Raw genomic sequence first — 23,528 nt, 5'->3', positions numbered from 1 at the left:
ACTTGGACGCAACGGCGCAAACCAGCGAGCTTATCAAGCGCGCCGTCAACGGCGATGGCGAAGCGTTCGGGGCCATCGTCGAGGGCCATTACGACCTCATCTATCGCACCGCCTACAAATGGTGCGGCAATGGGGCGGACGCCGAGGACGTGGCGCAGGACGTGTGCGTAAAGCTGGCAACGTCGCTGCGCAGCTTCGACGGGCGATCGGCATTTTCGAGCTGGCTCTACCGGGTCACGCTCAATGCGGTGCGCGACATGCAGCGCGCCCGCGTACGGCAGGGGCGGCGCGCCGACGCGCTGGCGCTGGTTTCGCCCGAGGACGCGCCGGCCGAACAGGAAGAGGCGACGGCCGCCGGAGAATTGTGGACCGCGGTGCGGGCGCTGCCCGACCAGCAGCGCGATGCGGTGCTGCTGGTCTATGCCGAAGACATGAGCCACCGGCAGGCCGGAGAAATCCTGGGCTGCAAGGAAGCGACCGTTTCCTGGCACATCCATGAGGCGAAAAAGACCCTGAGGGGGCTTTTATGAGCGATGACATGAAAGACGATCAGCTCGGCAAGCTGAGAAACATCCAGACGCCGGCCCCCGACGAGGCGGCACGGCGCCGCGCCATGGCGGCGGCAATGACGGCGTTCGAGGCGGCGCAGGCCGGGGAAAGCAAAAAAACGCAAGGGCAGGCCCAAGGTTCGCGCTGGGCCGGGCGTCTCAAGTCCATCTTCGCAAGCAAGAGGACTTGGATCATGGACTACCGCATTCCCATCGGCACGGCCGCCGTCGCTCTCCTGCTCTTTCCGCTCGGGCTCCAGCTCTATTCGAGCACGTCGATGACCCCGCCCGCCGCCGTCACCAGCCGGGAGGCCGCGCCTCCACCCGTTGCGGTGGCGCAAAGCCAGCCGGCAGAGGCCGCCAAGCCCGCGACAGAGGGGCTGGTGGCGCAAGAGCGCGTGGCCAATGCGCCCGTGTCTCCCGAACCCGAGGCCGAGATCGCCGCCGACAGCATGGCCGCGCCAATGGCCGCGGCCGCGCCGCAGATGCTGACCGAGATGGCGCCGAGCCCCATGACCGCAGGGGCCCCGGCCATGCTGGGCAACCGGCAAGAAAGCGGGGACACGTTCACCAAATTCGACGAGAGCCCGGTCAAGGCGGTATCGGAAGCGCCGGTTTCGACATTCTCGATCGACGTCGACACGGCCTCCTATTCCTATGTCCGGCGCATGCTGGGCGAGGGTTTCGTGCCCGCGCCGGATGCGGTGCGGATCGAGGAACTGATCAACTATTTCCCTTACGACTATCCGGCAGCGGCAAGCTCGAGCGAGCCGTTCAAGCCCGCCGTCGAGGTCTATCCGACGCCCTGGAACCCCAAGACGCAACTGGTCCATATCGGCATCAAGGGGTACGAGCCACCGGCAGGGGAGCGCAAGCCGAACAACCTGGTCTTTCTCATCGATACGTCGGGATCGATGGACGAGGCCGACAAGCTGCCGCTGCTCAAGCGCGCCTTTGCGCTGCTGGTCGACCAGCTTTCGGCCGCCGACACGGTTTCGATCGTGGCCTATGCCGGCTCGGCCGGAGTGGTGCTGGAGCCGACCCATGCCGACCAGAAGGCGCGGATCCTGGCGGCACTCGACAATCTGGAGGCGGGCGGTTCGACCGCAGGGGCCGAGGGGATCGAACTGGCCTATCGGCTGGCCGAGGAGAACAAGCTCGCCAATGGGACCAACCGGGTGATCCTGGCCACGGACGGGGACTTCAACGTGGGGATCTCGGATCCCGAGGCGCTCAAGAGCTTCATCAAGGACAAGCGGGCGGGAGGCGTCTCGCTCTCGGTGCTCGGCTTCGGGCAGGGCAATCTCGATGATGCGACCATGCAGAGCCTGGCCCAGAACGGGAACGGCAACGCCAGCTATATCGACAGCTTCCGCGAAGCGCAGAAGGTGCTGGTCAAGGAGATCGGCGGCACGCTCGAAACCATCGCGCAGGACGTCAAGATCCAGGTGGAGTTCAACCCGTCTTTCGTCTCGGAATATCGACTGATCGGCTACGAGACGCGGGCGCTCAATCGCGAGGACTTCAACAACGACAAGGTCGACGCGGGCGACGTGGGGGCGGGCACGACGGTGACGGCGCTTTACGAGATCACCCCGACCGGATCGGGCGCCGAACTGATCGATCCGCTGCGCTACCAGCAGCAGGGGCAGGGCGTCCAGGTGCCGGCGGGCGACGAAATCGCGTTCCTCAAGATGCGCTACAAACTGCCGGGCTCGGACACGAGCACGCTGATCGAGACGCCAATCACACGCGCCATGGCGGTGGACGATATCGCCAGGGCCTCGAGCGACGCGCGGTTCTCGACTGCGGTCGCCGCTTTCGGGCAGAGGCTCAAGGGCTCCAACTATGGAGGCGAGATGAGCTGGGCGGCGATCAAGGCGCTGGCGCAAGGGGCACGCGGTACGGACGAGGACGGGTATCGGGCCGAGTTCGTGCAATTGGTCGATACGGCCGCGGCACTCAAGCCGGACGCGAAGTAGCTTTTTCGATTTCTGGCGCAAGAGGCCACCGCCGCGGGAGATCGCGGCGGTGGCCTCTTGCAATCCAAAACTAATAGTATTAGGTAATTGGCAGAATGATATTGGAATTTGGCTGAAAGACTATGGCACGGGCGGGACTGACTGCCGAGAAGCTGGTGACGGCGGCGGCGCGCATGGCCGATGAGATCGGCTTCGAGCAGGTGACGATTTCGGCATTGGCGCGCGCCTTCGACGTGCAGGTGGCGAGCCTTTATTCGCACCTGGAAAGCTCGAACGACCTCAAGACGCGCATTGCGCTGCTGGCGCTCGCCGACCTCGCCGAAAAGGCCTCCGAAGCGGTGGCCGGGCGCGCGGGCAAGCAGGCGCTGGTGGCGCTTGCGAACGTGCATCGCGACTTCGCCCGGGAGCACCCGGGGCTCTTTGCGGCCACGCAGTTCCGGCTGGATGCCGAGACCGCGGCGGGGAGCGCGGGCGTCAAGCTGGCGCAACTGATGCGGGCCGTGCTGCGCGGCTATGAGCTGGGCGAACCCGACCAGACGCATGCGGTGCGGATGCTCGGGAGCGCCTTCCTGGGGTTCACGACCCTCGAGTCGGCCGGCAGCTTCAGCCACAGCGAGCCCGAATCCGAACAGTCGTGGGTGCGCATGCTCGATGCGCTCGACGAGATGCTGAGGCACTGGCCGCGGGCCTGACCACGAAAGACCACATCATGGACAATTCCGACCACCTGATCGCAAGGACGATCACGCCCGATATCGTGCGCGGTGCGCTCGAACTCGAAGCGACCAGCCGCGGGTTGCTGCCGCATCGCCTGCCGGGCTGGGCGCGGGCACAGGGCGCGGACGCGCAGATGACTATGGCCGAGGCGCAGCCGGCGGGCGTACGGCTGGCGTTCCGCACCAGGGCGCGCACCATTGAGCTCGATACCATCCCGACCAAGAGGATCTATGTCGGCGCGCCGCCGCGGCCGGACGGGGTCTATGACCTGTGCGTGGATGACGCGCTGCGGGCGCAGGCACGCGCCGTGGGCGGGGATGTCCTGCGCATCGACATGAGCACGGGGTCGGCCAGCCACGAGACGGGCACGGCCGCGACCTTGCGCTTCGATGGGCTGGGGACCGAGGATAAGGAAATCGAGATCTGGCTGCCGCACAACGAGACCACGGAACTGGTGGGGCTGCGGGCAGACGCGCCGATCCAGGCGAGCGCCAGGCAGGCGGGGCGCGTGTGGCTGCACCATGGCAGCTCGATCAGTCACGGCTCCAATGCCGAGCATCCGACCGGAACCTGGCCGGCGATCGCGGCGCGCCTGGGCGGGATGGAGTTGATCAACCTCGGCTTCGGCGGGAGCGCGCTTCTCGATCCCTTCGTCGCGCGCACCATTGCGCGGACCGAGGCGGACCTCATCAGCCTCAAGCTCGGCATTAACCTGGTCAATACCGATCTCATGCGGCTGCGCGCCCTTGCGCCGGCCGTGCACGGGTTCCTCGACATCATCCGGGAGCGCCACGCGCTCACGCCGTTGCTGGTGGTGTCGCCGATTCTCTGCCCGATCCACGAGGACACGCCGGGCCCGAGTGCGACCGACACGAGCGAACTGGCGGCGGGACGGCTGATGTTCCGGGCGGCTGGCGACGCCGCCGAACGGGCCGCAGGCAAGCTGACGCTCAACGTCATTCGGGACACGCTTGCCGGGATCGTCAGGCAGCGGGCGGCGAGCGACGCGAACCTTCACTATCTCGACGGGCGAACGCTTTATGGCGAGGCCGACTATGAGGCGCTGCCGCTGCCCGATCGGCTTCACCCCGATGCGGCGACGCATCGGCTGATGGGAGAGCGCTTTGCCGATCTGGCGTTCGGCGACGGCAGACCGTTTCGGGCCTGAAGAATTGGCCGGGCAGGGGTGTCCTCGCCCGGCCAATTCGGCCCGATCAGGCTTCCTTCATATGGAATTCTTCCTCGCTCATGTTGGCTGCGGCTGCCATGTCCATCCACATCGGCTCGAAGACGTTTCCGTCCGGATCGGCGAAGGTGCGGCTATACATGAACCCCATGTCCTGGATCGGCCGCACGTCGGCGGTGCCGCCGGCCTTCCCCGCCGTTTCGGTGATGGCATCGACGTCGGCGCGGCTGTCGCGCGAGAGCGCCAGCAGCATGGCGCTGGCCTTGGCGTTGTCGGCGATCGGCTTGTCGGTGAAGGTGCTGTAGAATTCGTGGGTGAGCAGCATGAAGAAGATGCTGTCCGACCACACCATGCAGGACGCCCGCTCGTTGGAGAACTGGTCGTTCTTGGTGCAGCCGATCGCCAGGTAAAAATCGGTAGCGGCGGTAAGGTCGGCGACGGGCAGGTTCACGAAGATCATCTTGGTCACGGTGTTTTCTCCTGATTTTTCGAGTGAGTCTTCTCACTTCTCGATGACACGACGAACAGGTTGGGCCGGGCTCGACAAACGCGCGGCAGATTTTTTTCGATCAGGAGCGCACCAGGCTGAGCTTGCGCCCGGGCGGCTCCGGCGCCGACATGGCACGGTTGCGGCCGGCGGCCTTGGCGGCGTAGAGCGCCGCATCGGCGCGGCCGAGAAGCCATTGCGGGGTGCGGTCCGGGAAAGTCTCGTTCGGCACGACGGAGGCCGCCCCGATGCTGATCGTGGCGACCTTCCAGGGCGGGTTGTGCTCGTGGGCGAGGCCCAGCCCTTCGACCAGTCCACAGAGCTTGTTGGCCATGACCATGGCGCCCCGGGTATCGGTCTGCGGCAGCAGCACCACGAGCTCTTCCCCGCCATAGCGGGCGGCGACGTCTCCGGGCCGCTCGATGCCGCCTTCGACGGCCGCGGCGATCTTGATCAGGCACTCGTCCCCGCCGAGATGGCCGTAGTGGTCGTTGAAGTTCTTGAAGCGGTCGACGTCGATGAGCAGCACCGAAAGGGGCGCGCCCTCGCGCTGGGCGCGGCGCCACTCGACATCGAGCGCGGCATCGAAGGCACGCCGGTTGGCAAGGCCGGTGAGGCCATCGACGCGAGCCATGGCAATGAGCTGGAGTTCGAGCGCCTTGCGCTCGGAGATGTCACGGGTGACCGAGATGACGCCCGGCGGCGCACCGTCCTTGCCAGGGACGACGGTCAGCGCCGTTTCGAGCCAGATCTCGTGGCCATCCTTGTGGAGCGCGCGATAGGCCAGGGTTTCCCCGCCGGCCTCACCGCGCCGCATGCGGTCGGCCGCTGCCTTGAGACTTTCGACATCATCGGGGTGGGCGATCTCGAAAACCGAGCGACCGAGCAGTTCCTCGGGTTCGAAGCCCAGGACGCGCGGAGCGGCGGGCGACACGTAGACGCGCCGGCCATCGTTGTCGATGTGGGAGATGAGGTCGCTGCTGCTCTCGGTGATGAGGCGGAACTCGGTTTCGCGGGCGGAAAGCTGGGCTTCGGCCTTGTGCCGGCGGCGCAGCTGGTCGGCAAGGCGCAACCCGAGCAGCGCCACGGCCATCACGAAGGCGATCATGACGCAGAGGCGAATGGCGGCATCGCGCCACCAGGAGGCCAGGGCATCGTCGCGCGCCACCCCGGCGACGGTAACCAGGGGAAATTCCGGGCTGCGGGCGAAGCCGGCAATGCGGGCGGTGTCATCGATGGAAGACACCAGGTGGTAGGCGCCCTGCATGGGCATGGCGTCGGTAAAGAGGGCCGCGCTCGAAAGGTCTATGCCCACGTCGTCGGGATTGAACGGGGAGCGGGAGAGCAGCGTGCCGTCGGTCAGCAGGAGCGAGATCGAGCCGCGCCGGCCAACATCGAAGCGCTGGTAGAAACTGGCGAAATAGGTGGCGTCGATGGCAGCGAGGACGATGCCGAGGAAACTGCCATCTGGTCCGGTGATGCGGCGCGAGAGGGGAATGAGCCAGTCGCCGGTGGCCTGTCCGCGGAAGGGGCGGCCGATGACCGCGCCCAGGTTGGGATCGTCCCGATGCATGGTGAAATAGGGGCGCGCGGAGACATCGGGCACCGGCTTGCCCGAATGGTGCGAACCGGTGAGGAACTTGCCATCCGGCCCGTAGAGGAAGAAGCCGCGAAAGTGGCGGGCGTTCTCCAGGCTCGCATCCATGATCGCCTGGCTATGGCGGAGCGCGGAGGCCGTGATGCCTTCATCGCCCAGTTGCTGGACGACGATGGCCAACGTGCCATCGGCGATGTTGAAAGTATCTTCGGCGTGCTGGATGAGCGAGCCGGCGAGGTTGGCGGTTTCGGTCTCGGCCTGCTCGATCTCTTCGGAATAGGTATCGAATTCGTGCCAGATCTCGAGCGCAAGGAGCGAGAGACAGATACCGATAACGTAGATGACCGTCCGCCGGGTCAGGGACATTGGTTGCTTGTCTGGCACGTCATTCCTCACGCCCTACGCTGCCGGAGTGGCGCCGGCACCATAGAATGCATCGGGATGCGTCCCGGTTCACCGCGAGCCGGGATATCGCTTTGAAGCCATGACGCTTTTGGCTTTCCATCACGATATTAGCATGGACGCCCCGGTCAATCCTGCCGACCGGAACTTCCAGGCTTTTCGACAAAGAAGTGATCAGTCGATGGGCTTGAGGTTAGCCTCGATAGCGGCGCGGTTCGGTTCGAGGAACGGGGGCAGGGACAGGTGCTCGCCCAGCGTCTCGAGCGGTTCGTCCACCGCAAAGCCGGGGCCGTCGGTGGCGATCTCGAAGAGGACGCCGTTGGGTTCGCGGAAGTAGAGCGAGGTGAAATAGAAGCGCTCCACTTCCCCGCTCGAACGCAGGCCGGCCGCCGTGACGCGCCTGATCCACTGGTCGAGGCCGGCCTTGTCCTGCGTGCGGAAGGCGACATGATGGGCCCCGCCGGCGCCCTGCCCGGCAAAGGAAAGGTCCGGTTCGACCGCAACATGGAGCTCGGCGGCGGCCCCGCCCTCGCCCATCGAGAACACGTGCACCTCCCCGGTGCGCTCGCGGGCAGGATGGGTGCGCGTTTCGCGCATGTTCATGACCTCGGTGAGGACGCGCGCGGTGCGATCGAGCTGGGGAACGCTGATGGTGACGGGGCCGAGCCCGAGAATCTGCCGTTCGGCGGGGACAGGGCTCTTTTCCCAGGGATGGCTTTCGGCCGCCGCCGGATCGGCGACGAGCCGGAAGCGCTGGCCTTCGGGATCCTCGAATTCGAGCGAGGGAAAGCCGAAGCGCTCCTTGATATTGCCGCTGTCGATGCCCTGGGACTTGAGATGTTGCTTCCACCAGGCCAGGTCGTCTTCGCTGCGCACCCGCAGGCCGGTGCGCACGATCGAATGGGTGCCGCGCCGCTCGCGGGCCACGGGCCAATCAAAGAAGGTGAGATCGGCGCCCGGGCTCGCCACGCCATCGCCATAGAAGAGGTGGTAGGCGCTGGTGTCATCCTGGTTCACCGTCCGCTTGATGAGGCGCATGCCCATGACCTCGGTATAGAACTTGAGGTTCTCGCGGGCCTGGGCGGTAATGGCGGTAAGGTGGTGGATGCCGGAAAGCTGCAAGGTCATGTCGTCCTCCTGAGGGCGGATCGTTGTGTCTCATCGCCAAGGTAGAGACTGCGATTGGTATTCTGAAGGCCGATTGCAACAACTGACTGTTGCGTCCAAGCGAACGAAACACGGCAACTCCTGCGTTCGCGCGACATTGTTGGTGGGAGCGGGAGACAAAGCAATGGCCGAGCAGCATGGACACGCCAACCCGGCAGGGGCGTCAGGAGAGGCGCCCGAGAGCCTGGCCGAGGCTCGCCGGGAGGTTCAGACCTGCAGGCGCTGCGACCTCAATCGCGATGCCACCCAGGCGGTTTTCGGGGCAGGCGCGGCGCGGGCGGCCTTGATGCTGGTGGGCGAACAGCCGGGCGACCAGGAAGACCTCCAAGGCCTTCCCTTCGTCGGCCCGGCGGGTCGGGTGCTGGAGGGCGCCCTGCAGGAGGCCGGCATCGCGCGGGAGGACATCTACCTCACCAATGCGGTCAAGCATTTCAAGTTCGCGCCGCGGGGCAAGAATCGGCTGCACCAGAAGCCGAATGCGGGGGAAATCCAGGCCTGCCGGTTCTGGCTCGGCCTCGAGCTCGGTTTCGTTCGTCCCAAGGTGGTGGTGGCCCTGGGGGCCACGGCGCTGCGCGCCCTGCTCGAGCGCAACGCCACCATATCGAGCCTGCGCGGCACGCCGATGGCACTGGAAAACGGCACGAAACTCATCGCCACCATCCACCCCTCGTTCCTGCTGCGCATGCCCGACAGGGAGCGGGCGGAGGCCGAAAGACAGCGGTTTATCGAGGATCTGACGGCGGCGCGAAAACTGGCTTTGCATTAGTGCCGGCTTTCCCTTGACAGGGCGCGGCCACAAACCTAATAAGCAGCCCGCACGCCAGTGCCGGGCCGGCTCCGCCGCCCACGTTCTGGGGCGGAGTAGCTCAGTTGGTTAGAGCAGCGGAATCATAATCCGTGTGTCGGGGGTTCAAATCCCTCCTCCGCTACCAAAAATCTTCTCATTATATCAATATCTTGCGTCGGTTGTAGTGAACGAAACGGCCCACACGGCAGAGTCTCTAGGTAGCAGCTAGGTAGCTGGTCATGCCGCGCAGGGCGCTAAGGAACCCAGGTCACTCGCGTTCATCCTGCAACGCTCGGCAACTTCCGCAACGGGGCCGGTAGCGGACCGTCGGCTTGTGGGACCTGAGTTACTAAAAGCGGTCTGACTCCAAGGTCGCCTCCGCTGCTTGAGCGTCGGAAGCCGGCACAATTTCTCGGTTTAAAATTGCCGCAGTCCAGTTCAGTGGAATAGCGCACGGCACTCGGGCATCTCGTTGACAAAACGTCGAAAGTTGCCACGCTCTGCCCATGGCGGAGCCTAAAGATCCATTACCGTTGGAAGAGCAGCTCGATTCGAGCGCGGAGGTGCGCGTGCGCCATAATTTCAGCGCACAAACGAAGCGGCTTCTCGCGGAAAGGGTGGGCTACCTGTGCTCCAATCCGGGGTGCCGCATCCTGACAATCGGTCCCCGACGTGGCGAGGCCAAGAGCGTCATAACCGGCGTGGCCGCCCATATCGCGGCCGCAAGCATAGGTGGACCGCGTTACGACGCGACCTTTAGCCCTGAAGTCCGTGCATCCTACGACAACGGGATTTGGTTGTGTGCGAACCATGCTCACCAGATCGACCACGACGTGAGCCATTTCACCATCGAAGTGCTCAGGAAGTGGAAGTCGGACGCTGAGGACTTTGCGGGCAAATTGATGACGGGAGGCGGCGCGAGGGTAGCACTTAGCGACGGATGGACGTCCGTTTCGCCCGACGCCGATCACGTCGTCATGGTCGAAATAGCCCGAACGGCATCTCTTGAGCACCTCGCGTCATTTAAGAAGCTGGACGAATGGCCACGACATGCCGTGCAGCTAAGGATGTCATTCTCCAATCTGGCCGGCAACGGGCAAGAATTCACTGTCGACCAGTTGGTCGGCATCGTGCGCCTGAGCCGGGAGATCAAGCTCGTCGCCCCGCCAGGCACCGGCAAAACGACGACAATGGTTCAGCTCGGTGATGCTATCGCAGCCGGTGGCGCTGTTCCCCTGCTTATTCCATTGCCCGAATGGTCAGGGTCCCCGAAGGACCTGTTGGAATGGGCCGCAGACCTCCATGCCTTCGCGCCCTCCCGGCCGGAAGCATGAGACAGTTGATTGCTTCCGGCGACCTAATCCTGCTGCTCGACGGCCTCAACGAGTTGCCGGTTGATACACGAAGCCGCTTGATCGCCCATTTGGACACGTTGCGACGTGAATACCCCCTAATGATGCTCGTGATCAGCACCAGGCGACAAGCTCTCGACATCCCGTTCGGCAAGGCCACGGTCGAAATTCAAGAACTCGCCGATGACCAGCAGGAAGAGATCGCCCGCACCCTCAATGGGGATGAGGGGCTGGAAATGCTGGATCATGCATGGCGCACCGCAGGCCTTCGCGACCTAGTTGGCATACCCCTCTATCTTTCGGCGCTCCTCCGTCTGGCACCGGACGGGGCGTTGCCCGAGACAAAAGACGAGGTGGTCGCTGCTCTGGTCAAGGACCATGAGAAGGACTGGCGCAGGACAGACGCCATCGAGACCACACTCGGCGGCCAGCACGCGCTCTTGCTGCAAGAAATAGCCACCGCCGCAACAAAGGCCGGGCAGACCAGCATAGGTCCAGAGCTTGCCATGGCAGCGATCGCGAGCGTCGCTGCGTCATTGCCCTTCGCGGGACTGCCGTCCCCGAAACAGGTGCTGGATACACTGGTCAACGTCCATGCCTTGCGACGTGATGAAGACGGCAAGGTGCGATTCAGTCACCACCAACTCCAGGAGTGGTATGCCTCGCAGACGGTCGAAGTGATGCTGCTTGCCCACAGGTTCCCAGACTTGTTGTTGAGCGATGCTTTGTGCATCGACGTCATCAACGTGCGTGCTTGGGAAGAAAGCGTGCTCTTCGCTTGTGAACGGCTTTCTCGCCGGGATGCGGCTGGGTTGGCGGCCGTGTCCAAGGTCGTACGTGTCACCCTCGGCATAGACCCGAGCTTGGCGGCCGCCGTCATTCGGAGAAGTTCTGCACAACTTTGGGACTTGGTGTCGGAGATCGTCATGCAGTTCAGCTTCGCATGGCATCAACCGGACAGCGCGGACCTTGCACTTTCATTCATGGTGGCGACGGGCCGCCCGGAATTCGCCGCGACCGTCTGGCCCCTCATCAGCCAGTCCGATCGCCAGAAACAGCTTGAGGCGCTGCGCATGGCGGGAAGGTTCACGCCCACTGCTTTCGAGGCACAGTTGACAGCAGGCTATGACCGATTGGCCGAGGAAACTCGTGCCACCCTACTCGGCGAGTTTGTCGATGCCGGCGGCATGGACGGCATTGACGGTGCTGTCCGGTGGGCACTTGGCGACGCCAGTTCAAAGGTCAAGATCGAGGTGATTGAATCACTGATATTCCGTCGAGCAGGCCGGCACGCGTCTAAGATCCTGGAAGTATCAGGCCCTGATGTCTGGGCCGCTGTCGCAACAAAAGGCTATTACGAGGAGGGCATCGAGAAGCCAGACCAAATTGCACGGCTTCGCGCCGAGCGTGCCGCCGCCATTGGTCGGGAAACGTCCTTGGCGCGCAAGCTGTCGCTCATCCTCGAAGTGAGGCGCAACCCGCTGGATGAGGATGAGATACTACCCATCTTGGAAAGCCCGCAATTGGACATGCGCAAAGAGGGCATCGGGTGGACGCTGACACGCCTCAACGAGATAGCCCCGCAAATGCTCGCCAAAGCGCTGGTTTCCCGGCTCGGCAAAGGTTTGACGATCCCCTACGGCTCAGAGGCCCTGCTGGAGACCATTCAACCCCAAGATACCGGCCCCGTCGCCCAGGCCGCCCTTGAAGCAACGAGCCGAGACGTTGGCATGGCCGCGGCCGCCGTCGTTGGGGCGATCATTGTGCGTCGTACGATTGACGAATGGCTTGCCCTTGATCAGGGCATTCGGGCCTTGGGACGCGCTGCAACGAAGGAGCAGCGCGATACTGAGAACCTCAAGGCAACCGTGATCCAAGCCACCAAGCCAGCGACATTTCTGACCGTCCTTCTTCAATTCGCTGACGAAACCAACCCTCAGACCATCGCAGCGCTCAGCGAACTCCTGCGCGGCCATGGCTCGGACAGGGAGAGCAAGGTCATACCGGTCGACGAGGATATGCGGGGTCGCGTGGTCGACATGTTGGTCACATGGACAGGGGCGTTGGTTTCAAATCCCGGCACCAACCGGGGGCAAATGAACGATTTGGCCACCGCAATGCGGCGCTTTCCGGATTCACGTCTGGTGAAGGCTGCGGAACAATTGGACGCCGATATCAAAGGAGCGGCGGAAGAACGGACCACCGAATTGGCTGAGTCGCGCCGCAGTGGCGTGCGCTATGCGCGCATGTCCTACGACTGGACGTATCGTGACCTGCTTCGGGAAATTGGCGATACAGCAGCCAAGCAGGCGCTGCTTGCTCGCCTTGGTAATGAGCAATTTGGCAGTCACGCCGCATGTGGGCTGGCCCAGCTGTTTGCTCCGTCACCCGACACTACAGAGACAGGCAATCCCGTGTTCCGGCACTGGCTAGATTACAAGCGAGCCGCTCTTGCGCGTCAGGCGAGGCAATCCGCCCCAAACCTGTCCTTGCCAGAAGCGGATGCGATACTCGCTGAGGCAGAGCGTCACCTGTTGCCGGAGTCGATTGCTCCCGCTCGTGCCATCACCATGGCGGGATGGGGCTTCATGATCCCCCATGGCAATCGCGACGAGCTCATTCGTCGGCTATTCGAGTTCGCGGTGACGTCACGGAGTAAGTTTGACCTGATCACCAAGCTTTTCCTGGGTGGCCACAAGCCCGATCACACAGTCCTGCTTGAAGGCCTGCAGCTTTTGTTTGCCGAGAACGACCGGAACATGTGGTCATTGGAGAATGATCCATGGGAAGTATTCCGATGGCTCGAACTGTTCCCCCAATCGACAAAGCCCGAGAGCCTGTTCGACGCTCTCGATATCGTAGCGAAGCACTTCAGGGGTAACTTGCGCGGGGGCATCGACGGGCTCCTCACGTCCGTACGCAACATGCCCGGTAACGGCGGACCTTGTCTCCTTCGTGACCTTGCTAGGCACCACCCGGACTTCCTGCATGATCACAGCTGGTATCAGGCATTGATCTCATTGGACGCCATGGATGCTCTTCGGGTGGTCGTGGAGATGTCGGACGATCTTGAAAGCGGGTGGTCTCCCGACAGGACGGCATACAGTTTCCCTGGCGATCTGGGCTATGCGCTTGAGCAGCTACCAAGTGGCTTGGAAAATCTAAGCAGCGCCTTTGCCGCTGCGACTCTCCCTCGCACTAAAGCGTTTCTTGCGAAGGCGATGTTGGAAACCGGCAGGACGGAATTGTTCATGCAGCTCGTGGAAGACCCAGCAGGTCGGGAAACCATAAGGCGACAGCTGCATATGGCCCTGCAATCCATAGCCTACAGGCGCGACCCGCCCGTTCGCGGCAGTGGAAGCTTCACGCTTATCCCGGTCGATGCATCGCCCTTGCGAGCGGCGTTGCTCCGTCTTGCCAATGGCGGCGACGCAGCGGCAGCGGAGTTTGGGAAGCGATGCCTGACCGAACTTGAAGCGTTAAGGTCAGACTATGGCCGGGTCGATACCGAACCAAGACATCCAGACATCAGGCAAGGTGTGGCCTGGCCGAACCCGCTGGGGGCTTAGGCGCTACGCCGCATGACGACGTTCCAGTCCACCGGATACCCCGCCGCATCAAGTTCGCGGGCCAACTTCGTCTGCCAGCCGTTGCTTGCGTCCATGTCCGTCCACACGACACCGGCGAAATCACTCGGGATATTCACTGAGCCTTTGCGGAGAGCGCATACATGGATCGCCCAAGCCGGCCAAGAAAGTAACCAAGCTCCAGGATTACGTTCTGCCGCGCGCGGTCCTCCAAGTCTGCGTCTCCTTTACGACGGCCTTCGTCGTCAGGGGTGAGCAAGACGACCGCGAAACCCACATCACTGGCAGCTTCGACCTTTTCAATGACCGTGCGGCCCTGATTAGCCTGTTCGTGAAGTACGATGGCCTCAAAGCCGATCTTTTCGATGAACCGCGCAGCAGATTCACGCGCTTCCCCGTCGTGTCCGTGGACAATGAAGACTTTGGTCGATTGCATGGAACGCGGGAGCGGCCGGGTTGAGCCCTGATTCATGACGTATTCCTTGTAGTCACGAACGAACGGAATGATTAGTTGCCCGACGATCGAACGCACCGAAGCAATCAGTTTTAAGCTCGGATTGTAGTACGTGTGCCCGAAGTGCAGCATAAAATTTGGGTCTGCCGCAAAGCGGTCGATAAGCTGCAGCGAAATGCTGAGATAGGCCCCGGTGTCCTCGGGCCAGTTGAGCACATCGCTCCCGGCCATACCGCCACCGCTTGGATTTCCGTTCAAGAAGTCTTCCAAGTCAGCGGCGGCGATCAACTTCTGGTTGAAGGTTTCAAGATCGGGGTGATGAAGCAGTTTTGCCAAGGCCTTGAGCGGGCGTTCGAAGGTCTGGTATTCTGCAGCCTGCAGGTCAAGAACGGCATTATTGATCTGGTCAAAGACGTTCGACGTCGCCATCACTCACTCTTCCCTTTGAGCCTTGCCCGCGCGGCCTTTTCGAGAATCTGCGCCCGGACGTTTTCTCGAATCTCTTCGGCCATTGGCCCTACAATGGGGCTATTCGAGTATCGCCCGAGGCGCTCGTCAATCAGCGCTTCCATCTGGTGGATGGCGGCCTCGATACTACCGGGGTCGTTTGGATTGAATGCTACAGATCCCAGCTCTCCGTCTAAGTCCTTGAAAGCCCGTTGGGCCTCGTCGAGTTGCTTCGTCAGTTTGTCGAAACCCTGCACTTTGACCATGTCCCCTCCGACTTGGGGGCATTATAGTTCCGTTTTTGTTCATGAAAGCACCAGTTGCCTTGAAGCGCTTCTGTCCTTCTGCTTTTCCGTTCGGCGAAGTGTAAGAAGCGCATCCTTCGGACTCTCGCAGGAAACGACCGTGTTATCCTCGAACGCATTGGATTCCGAGGCATCTCACGCTTAGATGTAAGTCCCGCACGGGACCTGAATGAAATCCGATATAGGCTACAACGGTGGAACACCCCGATCTGCTTTCAACAGATAGCGTTGCTATCTGCATCGATACTAACATCCTTATCGAGTTTCGTGCCTTGGGTGATCTGCCATGGAGCGAACTGGCTCCCGCCGCATCTGCGATCCGTGTCATCGTTCCGACAAAGGTCAGTGCGGAGATGGACGCTCACAAGTCGAGCGGCGGGCGCCTCCGAAAACGGGCGGTTGACTTCAGCCGCCTGGCGGCTCGTCTCGAAAGCAATGGCTACGCGCCAATAACGCTGCGCGACTCGAAACCGTTGGTCACGCTTGAGTTCGGGCCGCTGTTCAAGACCAAGGATCTTGACGGAGAGCTTTTTGATCTGGACGATGCGGATAATCGGATCGTCGCCGAAGTCTTTAGGATGGCGCAAGATATCGAAGATCTCACCTTCATGTCCGATGACGGGCTTCCCATCCGTCTCGCCCATCATGCCGGCCTGCCCGTCGTGAGACCTCCTGTGAGCTGGAGACGACCAGACGGTCCCGACGAGCGGGATCAGCAGATTGCAGACCTCAGGCGCCAACTCGGCCCGCAGCCCGAGCTGTTCATCGAATTTCACGACGGCGATGGAGAAACCGCCTTTCACACCCTTCAATATCCGCCCGAGGCCATATGTTTCCATTGTGCCGCCAGGGTTGCCGGATCGGTTCTTGCGGCCTATCCCGAAATACCGCGACACCAGCTGGAGGCGCGCCATCCCAGCGCTCTGATCGGCACCGGCGTTTTCAACATGCCGTTCCCGACCCGGCTCGGCGAAGTGACAGCAGCTCACCTCGATGATTACAAATCCGACTACAGGGAGTTCGCCACCCAGGTGCAGGCTTGGGCGTATGGACTCCCCGTTGTCTTCAGTCGCCGGGGACCGATAACGATCGTGCGCCTGCTGGCCGGCAATAAGGGCGATCGCGCTGCCGATAGGGTTCATTTGGAAGCGTCCTTGACCGGGCCGTTTCGCTTCCTCGACATCGATGACTTTCGGGAACTGGGAGACGGGTTCATCCGGCCACCGGACGAGCCTACGCCATTCGGCCCACTTGCATCGACTGCCTCCTACCTGCCGACCGAGACAAGGCGAGTCGATCTGTTTTATGCGCAGGACGCTCCGGGCGAATCCGACGGAACCACGATGATCTCCTGGCGGTGCGAAGAGTTCCGGCAGGATTCGACGTCGTCGATCGTCATGCTGATCGCGGCCGATCGTGCAGATGCGAAGGGTGCGATCACCGTGCGCATGCGCGGTGGGGACCTGGCGAAGGGCGCCACGCTGACCGCCGCGTTGCGCACTGCACCCGATCCCTCGATGGTCCCGTTTCACCGATATCTGCGAGACAGGCTAGAACTTGTGCCAGAAAGGTTTTCCCGGGCGCTGCGGAAAGAGCTCGACTTGGCGGCACGAGCATGTACATGCCCGACCGGTGCAAGCCATAACGCTCCCGACTGATCGCCCGCTTTTTGGGGAGGTCGAGTGTTCAGATGATCGCGGCGCGAGGCGGTCGAGCAAGGTCAGGCCGGTCAAGCGTGTTGGCGAAGAAGACTTGCATCGCCGATATATTGCTGTTCATGGAGGGTACCGGAACGTTGGCCTCGCTCTGGGCCAGCTGGAACTGCCGCACATCCTCGGTGGTCGCGGTAACTGGTGGCCGCCGCAGGAAGCTGGCGAAGCGCTCGACGTCGCGGATGTAGTTGCCCTGGGTCGCCGCCGAGAAATGCCGCATGGTCATGTCATCGATCAGCGTCTGGCGCAGGGGGCTGACAGGGAGGTTGGGAAGGGTCGTCGTCATCGTTTGGCTCCTGGGTTGAAGGCGCCAATAGGGAGCGCCCGAGCCACGCGAACCTCAACCAAACCGTGGCGACCGGTGCTTCGCCGTTCCTCACCGCGCGCACCCTCCCGCGGCAGCGGGTTCGTTCTTCCAGGCCTGACAACTCGCAGACCTGTCAGTTCGGCGGTGTCCGCTTTCGGGCATCTCCGCGTGCCGGTCCAATGACCGAAATGGGGCGCGTTGACGACCGGCAGATGCCAACCCGGCAGATTCCCTAGAAGGTGTCATTATTCTTGACTCCATAGTCCAGAACCATTACTCCAGCCGTCATGGCAAGACCCAAAGAGTTTGATCGCGACGCGGCGCTGGCCGGGGCACTCGAAGTGTTCTGGGCCAAGGGCTATGAGGGCGCGTCGACTGATGATCTGCTCAGGGCGATGAAAATCGGCCGGCAATCCATGTACGACACGTTCGGGGACAAGCATGCGCTCTTCCTCGAGAGCCTGCGCAGCTACCATAAGCTCGACCACAAGAACTTCTTTGACCACCTGGGCGACAATCCGTCGCCGTTGAAGGTACTGCACGGCTTCCTCTCCATTTTTTCCCGCCGGAGCGCGGAGGAAAATGCCAGGGGCTGCATGGGCATCAACGCCACGACCGCCTTCGGCCGCACCGAACCGGAGGTTGCAGAACTGGCGCGCAACACGGCCGCCGGTGTCGAGGCTATGCTTGTCGAACTTGTTTCGGCCGCGCAGGAGGCCGGCGAGCTAGCAGAAACTCTCGATGCAGGGCCAGCCGCGGGCTTCCTCTACGCTGCCCTGCAGGGCCTGACCGTTCGTGCCCAGGCCGGGGCCGGTCGAGCTGAACTGGCCGATGTCGCCAATTTCACCATAGAGGCGCTCAAAGCCATGCGGTAGGCGCACTCAAGCTACTCAACCAAAAGCCCTACTCAATTCTGGACTCACCAGTCCAGAAATCGTCATCCATGTCTCTTGAAAGGATTTTGACATGACCAACTACCAACCTCTGCGTGGCAAGCGCGCCATCGTCACTGGCGGCTCACGCGGCATTGGCGCTGCCATTGTTCGCAAGCTTGCGGAGCAAGGCGCGACCGTGGTTTTCACCTATTCGGCAAATGCCGAAGCGGCGCAAAGTCTGGTCGCTGATATCAAGGCAAGTGGCGGTTCGGCCTTCGGGCTCCAAGCCGACAGTGCCGACGCAACGGGGCTGCAGGACGCGATCCGCGAAGCCGTCGAAACCCTTGGTGGCCTGGACATCCTCGTTAACAATGCCGGCATCCTGGTTCATGCCCTGCTCGAGAACATGAGCCATGCGGACTTCGACAGGACTATGGCCATCAATGTTCGGGCGCCGTTCTTTGCCATGCAGGAAGCGGCTCGTCATATGCTGGCGGGCGGCCGCATCATCAACGTATCGAGCAATGTCGCAGTCAGCGCAGCGGTGCCCGGGTCCAGCGTCTACGGGTTGTCGAAGTCCGCGGTGACGGCCATGACGCGCTCTCTGGCACACGAGTTTGCACCCAGGGGCATCACGGTCAATGCGGTGCAGCCCGGGCCGACCGCGACCGACATGACGTCGGGCATGGAAGACTTCATCATCGGACGAGTACCGGCGGGTCGCATGGCGGCTGCCTCCGAACCGGCGGCGCTGGTGGCCTATCTCGCGGGGCCGGACGCCGGCTTCATCAACGGCGCAGCGGTTACCATCGATGGCGCCATGACCGCCTGATCCGTGAACTTGGCCCTCGCCGAAGCACAGCGAGGGCCCTGACGTCGGAGGTGCCATCTAGTGTATGGCGCCGATCTGCCCGGACACATGCGCAAGCTTGTCAGGGTTCCGTATCTTGTAGATCGCGGTAATGCGGCCATCCTCGATGTCGAACGAGGTCGTCTGCAGTGTGCCGTTGTACATGCTGACATAGCCCGGCAGCCCGTCGATCCAGACCTGCCGAACCAAGCTTTCGGTATCGCCGTATTTCCGGAAGAGACCTTCGTAGAGGCGGAGGGCCTTTTCCCGGCCAACGATGGCATTGGGGAAGGCCAGCACTTTGCCACCACCGTCCGAAACGATCCTGACCCCTTCGGCAAGGATGGTGCGGAGCGCGCCGACATCTCCCGTCCTGGTCGCGTCGAGGAAGGCCAGGGCAATGCGCTCGCCGTCGTCGCGAGCAACAGGATAGCGCGGCTTGTCCGCCTGCACATTACGGCGGGCGCGTGATGCCAGTTGCCGCACGGTCGCGACGTCGCGGTCAAGCGTCGCGGCGATCTCGTCCATGGGGGTGTCAAACACGTCGTGCAGAAGGAAGGCGGCGCGTTCGAGCGGCGACAGTCGCTCCAGTGCCAGCATAAGCGTCAGGGTGAGATTGTCAGCCCTCAGATCGTCGTCGGGCTCGGGCAGCGGGTCTGGGAGCCAGCTGCCGATATAGGTCTCGCGCTGGGCGCGGGCCGATTTCATTGCGTCGAGGCATAGCCGGGTGACGATACGGGTCAGAAACGCCGGCGCGTTCTGAACCTCAGACACGTCCGCGCGCTGCCAGCGCAGCCAGGCGTTCTGCACAACGTCCTGCGCCTCGGCCACCGAACTCAACATCCGGTAGGCAAGGCGCAGCAGCCTTGGCCGCTGCGCCTCGAACAGACGGGTTGCTTCAGGCAGCCTGTCCATTGCTCTCCTCGGGTGGATGGACGGCGCGCAGACCGACCTGCAGCCTGTTCCAGAGGTTGATCGCGCCGATTGCCAGGGTCAGATAGACCCGCTCCGTTTCATCGAACGAGGCTTCCACCAGTTCGTAGTCTGCGTCGGATGCTCCGGTGCGCGCGACGTCGGTCAGGGCTTCAGTCCAGGCGAGCGCGGCGCGCTCGCGTGCCGAGTAAACGGTGGACTCACGCCAGGCGTCGAGCAGGTAGATGCGCATTTCGGTCTCGCCGTCAGCACGGGCGGCAGTGGCATGCATATGCAGGCAGAAGGCGCACCCATTGATCTGCGAGGCGCGCAGCTTGACGAGGTGGAGGAGTGTCTTGTCCAGGTTCCCTGCAATGGCGGCCTCGACGGCATACATGCCCTTGATGCCTGCGGTAGCCTTAGAAAACGGGTCGATAATTCGCGGTATCATCATGATCTCCGGGGTAAGTGTATCAGATTTTGAGGTCGGCGAGACCTTCGGCGGCCATGGCAGCTGCGACGGCAGGCCGCTCACGCATCCGCCTGCGCAGTTCGGCCATTGGGACGGGCACCTCCACATTGAACCGCTCGGCCCAGAGCAGCATGACGAACAGATAGAAGTCGGCGACCGTCGGCTCTTTTCCGAACAGGAATGCGCCCTTCATGCCTTTCGAGAGCATCAGCAACAGACCTGTCACCGTGGCATCTGCTTGCGCGCGTTCGCGCTCGGAGCCGCCATGCCACATGGGCTTGAAGGCCCGATGCAGTTCGGTCGAAATCGTTGCGAGCGCCTCGATCATCCGGGTGCGGCCGAGCGGGCCGGCAGGCGCAAGCTGCGGATAAAGCGCTGCCAGATGGTCGAGCACGGCAATGTTCTCGGTGAGCAATTGGCCATCTGGGAGGATCAGCGCGGGCACATAGCCCTTGGCGCTTATGGTCCTGAAGTCGATGCCGCTCTCGGTGTTGTGGGTGTAAAGATCGACGCGCTCGATATCGAACGACGCCCCCGCTTCATGCAAAGCGATGTGGTCGGCGAGGCTACAGGCGCCTGGCGCGTAATAGAGCTTCAGGCGGCTCATGTACGCAGCTCTTCACGAGCAAGGAAGGCGTCGAACGTGGTTCTGGCGAGACTGGCGTCTCCAGCCGGCACGAGCGAGGTCTCCTCGAGCACGACGCCAAAGTAGGGCGATGCAGGATCAGTGACGACCATGCGCGGATCATTTGCGGCCGCCAGAAAGCGTGCGACCATGCGATCCATCGGCTCGCGGTCTGGGCCGGCAATCTCGACCAGTCCGTTAACCGGCGCGCCCAGCGCGATGTCGGCTACGGCTTCAGCCACGTCGTCGGAGATGATTGGCTGTATCAGCGCCGAAGACAGCCGGACTTCGTTGCCCTGCGTCGCGGCGCGCGCAATGGCGCCCATGAATTCGAAGAACTGCGTGGAGTGGACGATCGTATAGGGCGTGCCAGACGCTTCGATCAGCTCTTCCTGCGCCTGCTTGGCGCGGAAGTAGCCGCTGGCCTGGAGCTTTGGGGTGCCCACCACCGACAGGGCTATGTGGTGAACGACCCCCGCCTTCTTCCCGGCCGCCAGAAGGTTGCGGCCCGCGGTCTGGAAGAACTCCATTGCTGCCGCATCCTCGAAAGAGGGCGAGTTGGCAAGGTCGATGACAACCGAAGTGCCGACCAAGGCTGCGTCCAGCCCTTCACCCGTGATTGTGTCCACCCCTGTAGAGGGGGCGGCGGCGATTGCCTCATGGCCGCGTTCGCGCAGCTTGGCGACGGTTTTCGACCCAATCAGGCCGGTTCCTCCAATGACGAGGATCTTCATGTTCGTGGCTCCTTTGGGATGCTTCACGAACAAGACGAGATGGCGCGCGCCAACGTGACATCAAAATGGAATTATTCTTCGACCGAGCAAAAACCGCCAGGGCCGCCCGCCGAACGGCGTGGTGAAGAGACGTACCAGTGAACCTTTGAGAGCGGAGCCCAAGGCACCTTTAGGCACTTAGCTGAATTAGTCGATGGCGGTTGGCGCTGAGGTTCGAGCGCTGCTGGACATTAAGGGTCGGCAGCTTTTGGGAAACCGCAACGCCCGTCTGAAATGACTGATTTGGGGCGCGAAGCGGCTGTGCTGCCGCTAGTAAACGCTAGTGGCATCATATCAGGGTATATCCCGCCGTTACGTCACTCTACGCCGTCAAGCTGCGTCACTTCTGGGTTGACGGGCACTATTTGTGACGCGCTAGCCTTGGGTCAAAACCCTGAGGTTACAGATGGCACTTATTGGCTATGCTCGCGTCAGCACCACCGACCAGGACCTTGACGGCCAACGAGCAAAGCTCGAACTAGCCGGATGCTCGGTCGTTCGGGCAGAGAAGGCATCTGCTGCCAGCAGGGCAGGCAGAGATGAACTCCAAACCATCATTGCCTTCCTCCGGCCGGGCGACGAATTGGTGGTTACACGGCTAGATCGTCTTGGCCGCGATACCAGAGACGTCCTCAACATCGTTCATGAATGCGAGCAGCGCGGGGCTTCGGTAACGGTGCTCGACCCCGCGGTCTCAACCAAGGGCGAGATGGGGCAGATGGTGATCACGGTGCTGGGCATGGTTGCGCAGATGGAGCGACGTTTCATCAGGGAGCGCCAGCGCGAGGGCATTGAACGGGTGAATTTAGCGTTCAGAATTTCTAATTTATTTCAGTCAGTTAGCCCAGTCGACACGCGGACGAATTGTGGCAGCCCATCGGGTTCTTCAGCTCGATTTCCGTGGAAATCGCTGTTTTTCCTGCATGATCCCGGCGTTAGCATCGGGGGTGCATATGGGCTGCATAGCCCGCAACCACCTGAACGCTGGACACGCGGACTATGTCTTCGAGAATTGCCTATCAGCTTGGCTGTTGCTCATCGAGAAGCTTACTCACCGTTGCCACCGGCAAGAGCATGCGTAGCTGGTTCGAGGGCAGGGGCTGAAATCCATACTTTGTGTAGAGCGCTTGACGTCGCGCTATTAGGCCCGCGTTGCCATCATCCAGCACATCAAGGATGACGACGGCGATGCCGATGCTCTCGGCGGCCGTGCCGATGCGGATGAGGGCGTCGACGAGTAGATCACCGCCGTATCCTTGTCCTGCGTAGCGCTGGTCGACTCCGATCATGGATAGGAATGCGGCGGGAACTAATCCGTGCGACGGACGGTTGCGCGCGAACTTTGGCGGCAGGTCTCGATAATCGATGGCGTGAGCGTTGAGCGCATAAAATCCAACGACGGCGCCATCCGCTGAGGTCATCACGTAGATGCGTGCATTGTCGGCTTTGGAGAGCTTATTGGCTGTCTTCTTGAAGAAATTATCAACCTGCTTGACGCCACAGGAAAAAGCCGTTCGATCGTGCTTGTCTGGATCGAACGGCTCTATGGTGAACGTGCCGGTTGCCTCGTCTGTCACCTGGACAGAACCCGCTTCTGGTGTCGGACGAGTGCTTCACGCAGTTTCGGCGTGGCTTGTGGTGGATTGTCGAGAGCGCTGAAAAAGGCCGCGTGATCGACAGGCTCAAGCACTGTGCGCTCGTGTGCCGCAATGGTCTCAAGCGCTGAGGCATAGGCCGCGTTCATGGTGAAGACGCTGTCGTCCACACCACTCAGCGTTGCCGCCCGGTGGATCGTAGCCTTGATATGGGGCTTGGTGCGAAAATTCATCCGCTCGGTTGCCCGCTCATCAATGTCTTTGGTCGTGTCGTGGAAAGCGCCCATTGCCGCCTCCTTAATTTCCATGATTGGAAACGTACGCTCTTGCGACGTACATTTCAATGGGACCAAAGAGTTTGGACGGTCACTGTCTGCGGAGACCGAAGC

General features: G+C 62.2%; 22 protein-coding genes, 1 tRNA gene and 1 pseudogene. 12 read left to right on the top strand and 12 right to left on the bottom strand.

The annotated features are described in order from the left end of the window. The first annotated feature begins 2 nt into the window (after positions 1-2). The 4 genes from FNA67_RS17540 to FNA67_RS17525 all read left to right on the top strand — a co-directional run bounded on the left by FNA67_RS17540 (position 3) and on the right by FNA67_RS17525 (position 4,415). Complete coding sequence (locus FNA67_RS17540; RefSeq protein ID WP_371874389.1) at positions 3-530, top strand: RNA polymerase sigma factor; 528 nt, start codon at positions 3-5, stop codon at positions 528-530. Continuing rightward, on the top strand, positions 527-2,530 hold the full coding sequence (locus tag FNA67_RS17535; RefSeq protein WP_244616381.1) for a vWA domain-containing protein: 2,004 nt from the start codon (positions 527-529) through the stop codon (positions 2,528-2,530). Before FNA67_RS17540 ends, FNA67_RS17535 begins: the two co-directional genes overlap by 4 nt. Before the next feature lie 122 nt (positions 2,531-2,652). Then, entirely contained in the window at positions 2,653-3,222 is a 570-nt protein-coding gene (locus tag FNA67_RS17530) for a TetR/AcrR family transcriptional regulator (protein WP_147657296.1), read from the top strand. 17 nt (positions 3,223-3,239) lie between these two features. Next, complete coding sequence (locus FNA67_RS17525; protein WP_147657294.1) at positions 3,240-4,415, top strand: GDSL-type esterase/lipase family protein; 1,176 nt, start codon at positions 3,240-3,242, stop codon at positions 4,413-4,415. 46 nt (positions 4,416-4,461) lie between these two features. On the opposite strand, the gene FNA67_RS17520 is transcribed toward FNA67_RS17525, so the two are convergent. The 3 genes from FNA67_RS17520 to FNA67_RS17510 all read right to left on the bottom strand — a co-directional run bounded on the left by FNA67_RS17520 (position 4,462) and on the right by FNA67_RS17510 (position 8,047). Beyond that, positions 4,462-4,893 carry a VOC family protein gene (locus FNA67_RS17520; RefSeq protein WP_147658231.1) on the bottom strand — a complete coding sequence of 144 codons (432 nt, stop codon included), beginning with the start codon at positions 4,891-4,893 and terminating at the stop codon, positions 4,462-4,464. Positions 4,894-5,002: 109 nt separating this feature from the next. Then, complete coding sequence (locus tag FNA67_RS17515; protein WP_147657291.1) at positions 5,003-6,883, bottom strand: sensor domain-containing diguanylate cyclase; 1,881 nt, start codon at positions 6,881-6,883, stop codon at positions 5,003-5,005. 210 nt (positions 6,884-7,093) lie between these two features. After that, positions 7,094-8,047, bottom strand: coding sequence for a ring-cleaving dioxygenase (locus FNA67_RS17510; protein WP_147657289.1), 954 nt, complete (start codon positions 8,045-8,047; stop codon positions 7,094-7,096). Between the two features lie 25 nt (positions 8,048-8,072). Between FNA67_RS17510 and FNA67_RS17505 the strand changes: the two genes are divergently transcribed. The 4 genes from FNA67_RS17505 (at position 8,073) to FNA67_RS17490 (ending at position 13,794) form a co-directional block, all read left to right on the top strand. Beyond that, complete coding sequence (locus FNA67_RS17505) at positions 8,073-8,852, top strand: UdgX family uracil-DNA binding protein (RefSeq protein ID WP_342211036.1); 780 nt, start codon at positions 8,073-8,075, stop codon at positions 8,850-8,852. 89 nt (positions 8,853-8,941) lie between these two features. Continuing rightward, positions 8,942-9,018: transfer RNA gene (locus FNA67_RS17500), tRNA-Met, on the top strand. A 388-nt stretch (positions 9,019-9,406) separates the two neighbouring features. Further along, entirely contained in the window at positions 9,407-10,207 is an 801-nt protein-coding gene (locus FNA67_RS17495) for an NACHT domain-containing protein (protein WP_147657285.1), read from the top strand. Continuing rightward, positions 10,204-13,794, top strand: a complete 3,591-nt coding sequence (locus tag FNA67_RS17490; protein WP_147657283.1) for an NACHT domain-containing protein — start codon at positions 10,204-10,206, stop codon at positions 13,792-13,794. The genes FNA67_RS17495 and FNA67_RS17490 overlap by 4 nt, the downstream gene beginning before the upstream one ends. Positions 13,795-13,927: 133 nt before the next feature. Here FNA67_RS17490 and FNA67_RS17485 read toward each other — a convergent pair whose 3' ends face one another. Continuing rightward, a complete protein-coding gene (locus FNA67_RS17485) occupies positions 13,928-14,695 on the bottom strand; it encodes a nucleotide-binding protein (RefSeq protein WP_308499101.1) in 768 nt (255 codons plus the stop codon). Continuing rightward, positions 14,695-14,979: a hypothetical protein gene (locus FNA67_RS17480; RefSeq protein WP_147657280.1), complete on the bottom strand. Its 285-nt coding sequence runs from the start codon at positions 14,977-14,979 to the stop codon at positions 14,695-14,697. Before FNA67_RS17480 ends, FNA67_RS17485 begins: the two co-directional genes overlap by 1 nt. Before the next feature lie 233 nt (positions 14,980-15,212). Here FNA67_RS17480 and FNA67_RS17475 point away from each other — a divergent pair, with 233 nt between their 5' ends. Beyond that, positions 15,213-16,676, top strand: a complete 1,464-nt coding sequence (locus FNA67_RS17475; protein ID WP_147657278.1) for a PIN domain-containing protein — start codon at positions 15,213-15,215, stop codon at positions 16,674-16,676. Positions 16,677-16,704: 28 nt separating this feature from the next. Here the strand turns inward: FNA67_RS17475 and FNA67_RS17470 are convergent, their stop codons facing one another. Then, the gene (locus FNA67_RS17470) at positions 16,705-17,016 is read right to left on the bottom strand and encodes a phage integrase N-terminal SAM-like domain-containing protein (protein ID WP_147657276.1); all 312 of its coding nucleotides are present in this window, start codon (positions 17,014-17,016) and stop codon (positions 16,705-16,707) included. Positions 17,017-17,324: 308 nt separating this feature from the next. On the opposite strand from FNA67_RS17470, the gene FNA67_RS17465 reads away from it, so the two are divergent. After that, positions 17,325-17,912 (top strand): TetR/AcrR family transcriptional regulator, encoded by a 588-nt coding sequence (locus tag FNA67_RS17465; protein ID WP_147657274.1) that lies wholly within the window; start codon positions 17,325-17,327, stop codon positions 17,910-17,912. 91 nt (positions 17,913-18,003) lie between these two features. Then, positions 18,004-18,744: an SDR family NAD(P)-dependent oxidoreductase gene (locus FNA67_RS17460; RefSeq protein ID WP_147657272.1), complete on the top strand. Its 741-nt coding sequence runs from the start codon at positions 18,004-18,006 to the stop codon at positions 18,742-18,744. Between the two features lie 57 nt (positions 18,745-18,801). Here FNA67_RS17460 and FNA67_RS17455 read toward each other — a convergent pair whose 3' ends face one another. Genes FNA67_RS17455 through FNA67_RS17440 form a run of 4 tightly spaced genes read right to left on the bottom strand, consistent with a single transcriptional unit; the run spans position 18,802 to position 21,505 of the window. Further along, entirely contained in the window at positions 18,802-19,677 is an 876-nt protein-coding gene (locus FNA67_RS17455) for a sigma-70 family RNA polymerase sigma factor (protein WP_147657270.1), read from the bottom strand. Then, a complete protein-coding gene (locus tag FNA67_RS17450) occupies positions 19,661-20,125 on the bottom strand; it encodes a carboxymuconolactone decarboxylase family protein (protein ID WP_147657268.1) in 465 nt (154 codons plus the stop codon). Before FNA67_RS17450 ends, FNA67_RS17455 begins: the two co-directional genes overlap by 17 nt. Before the next feature lie 22 nt (positions 20,126-20,147). Beyond that, on the bottom strand, positions 20,148-20,753 hold the full coding sequence (locus FNA67_RS17445) for a glutathione S-transferase C-terminal domain-containing protein (RefSeq protein ID WP_244616380.1): 606 nt from the start codon (positions 20,751-20,753) through the stop codon (positions 20,148-20,150). Beyond that, complete coding sequence (locus FNA67_RS17440) at positions 20,750-21,505, bottom strand: SDR family oxidoreductase (RefSeq protein WP_147657266.1); 756 nt, start codon at positions 21,503-21,505, stop codon at positions 20,750-20,752. Before FNA67_RS17440 ends, FNA67_RS17445 begins: the two co-directional genes overlap by 4 nt. A 445-nt stretch (positions 21,506-21,950) precedes the next feature. Here FNA67_RS17440 and FNA67_RS17435 point away from each other — a divergent pair. Continuing rightward, positions 21,951-22,343: pseudogene (locus tag FNA67_RS17435) on the top strand (recombinase family protein); the annotation flags it as partial. Between the two features lie 220 nt (positions 22,344-22,563). On the opposite strand, the gene FNA67_RS17430 reads toward FNA67_RS17435, so the two are convergent. Beyond that, entirely contained in the window at positions 22,564-23,121 is a 558-nt protein-coding gene (locus FNA67_RS17430) for a GNAT family N-acetyltransferase (protein WP_147657264.1), read from the bottom strand. Then, complete coding sequence (locus FNA67_RS17425) at positions 23,118-23,426, bottom strand: type II toxin-antitoxin system TacA family antitoxin (protein ID WP_147657263.1); 309 nt, start codon at positions 23,424-23,426, stop codon at positions 23,118-23,120. The genes FNA67_RS17430 and FNA67_RS17425 overlap by 4 nt, the downstream gene beginning before the upstream one ends. Positions 23,427-23,528: the final 102 nt, after the last annotated feature.

It is taken from the genome of Youhaiella tibetensis, from assembly GCF_008000755.1.
Lineage (GTDB): Bacteria > Pseudomonadota > Alphaproteobacteria > Rhizobiales > Devosiaceae > Paradevosia > Paradevosia tibetensis.
This window is presented reverse-complemented; position numbering and strand designations above follow the sequence as displayed.